This window comes from Oleiphilus sp. HI0079, assembly GCF_001635105.1.
In genome coordinates, this window is the sequence record NZ_LWFT01000702.1 from 1 (window position 1) to 1,527 (window position 1,527).

Genomic DNA, 1,527 nt, shown 5'->3' on the forward strand with positions numbered 1-1,527 from the left:
CAACGCGTCCGCCATTAACGGCTGAGCAAGTAATGGAGAATGCTCAGACTTATAAAGAGCAGGTGTTTAAGATTCTAGATCCTGAGAAAACCACAGTGATGTTTAACTCGGAATGGATGAGCAAAATGAGTGCGGGCGATATGATTCGCTTGGCTGGGCAATATACTGTTGCGCGGATGTTGGAACGTGATGACTTCAGTAAGCGTTTTAAGGGGGAGCAGTCAATTGCTATCCATGAGTTTTTATATCCTCTCGTTCAAGGTTATGACTCCGTAGCGATGTGTGCAGATGTGGAATTGGGGGGGACTGATCAGAAGTTTAATCTTCTTATGGGGCGTACTTTGCAGAAAAGCGCCGGACAGCCCCCTCAGAATATTGTAACGATGCCGCTTCTAGAGGGATTGGATGGTGTGCAGAAGATGTCTAAGTCTTTGCACAACTATGTTGGGGTAAATGATGCGCCTGGGCAGATGTACACAAAGTTATTGTCGATGCCTGACGCATTGATTTGGCGATATTTTGAGCTGCTAAGTTTTAAGGATATGACTGAGGTTTCTGAGTTAAAGGCGTCTGTCGATGCTGGGCGTAACCCTCAAGAGGTCAAAGATATATTTGCTCGTGAAATCATAGAACGCTTTCATGGGGCTGAAGCTGCTGCCAGTGCGCACAAAGGAGTGGGCAATCAGGTTGCTCTTGGTGAGATTCCGGAGAATCTTGAGGAGGTTGTGGTTGATGCGGATTCGCAGGAGGAGCTGCCTATATCTGCAGTGTTGCGCTTGGCGGGTTTGGTGAAGAATGGTGCAGCTGCTAAAGATGTGCTTGGGCGCGGTGCAGTCTATGTTGACGGCAAGCCGGTTGAGGCGACACTAAAGCTTCGGGTCAGTGGGCGCTTTGTGGTGCAGGCAGGCAAGAAGAAAATTGCTCGGGTGGTTATTAAGTAGTCGTTGCGCGTTGAAACTCGATTTTTTATAAAAAAGGTGTTGACCGCAAGGTCAGGATATTTATAATGCGCGCTCGCTTTGAGAGACAGCCCGCAAGGGTTGAACGAAAAGCGAAGACGAGCCGGGTTAGCGGAAATATAGGCTATATAAGTACCTGGTTTTGTTGATAACTTTTCGCTGATTTGTTGGCTTCAAAAAATAAATCAGAAACTTCAAAAAAGTCGTTGACAAGAATGTGAGGCTCTGTAGAATACGCGCCTCGCTTGAGGGAACGAAGCAGTTCATCAAGCACCGATCTTTAAAAATTAACCAAGCAATTCGTGTGGGCGCTGACTGAGATGATGTCACGTTAAAGCTTTGAAGTTCTTAGGAGTTTCTAGCTATTAAGAGATTATCAAGTCAACGTTCTGTGAATTCATTTATTGTAAACAGTAATTGTTTTATACAGTAGTTTTACTTGAGCAAAATTTAGATTCCTTTTGGAATCACTTGAGAGATTAAACTGAAGAGTTTGATCATGGCTCAGATTGAACGCTGGCGGCAGGCTTAACACATGCAAGTCGAGCGGTAACAGATCTAGCTTGCT

Annotated in this window: 1 protein-coding gene and 1 rRNA gene; both read left to right on the forward strand. The window is 45.3% G+C overall.

Going from position 1 to position 1,527, the window contains the following annotated elements; all coding sequences use genetic code 11:
* Positions 1 to 941 (forward strand): tyrosine--tRNA ligase (gene tyrS, locus A3750_RS12775; RefSeq protein ID WP_068548341.1); only part of this gene is annotated, 941 nt, incomplete at its 5' end.
* A 499-nt stretch (positions 942 to 1,440) separates the two neighbouring features.
* Positions 1,441 to 1,527 (forward strand): 16S ribosomal RNA (locus tag A3750_RS12780); the annotation flags it as partial.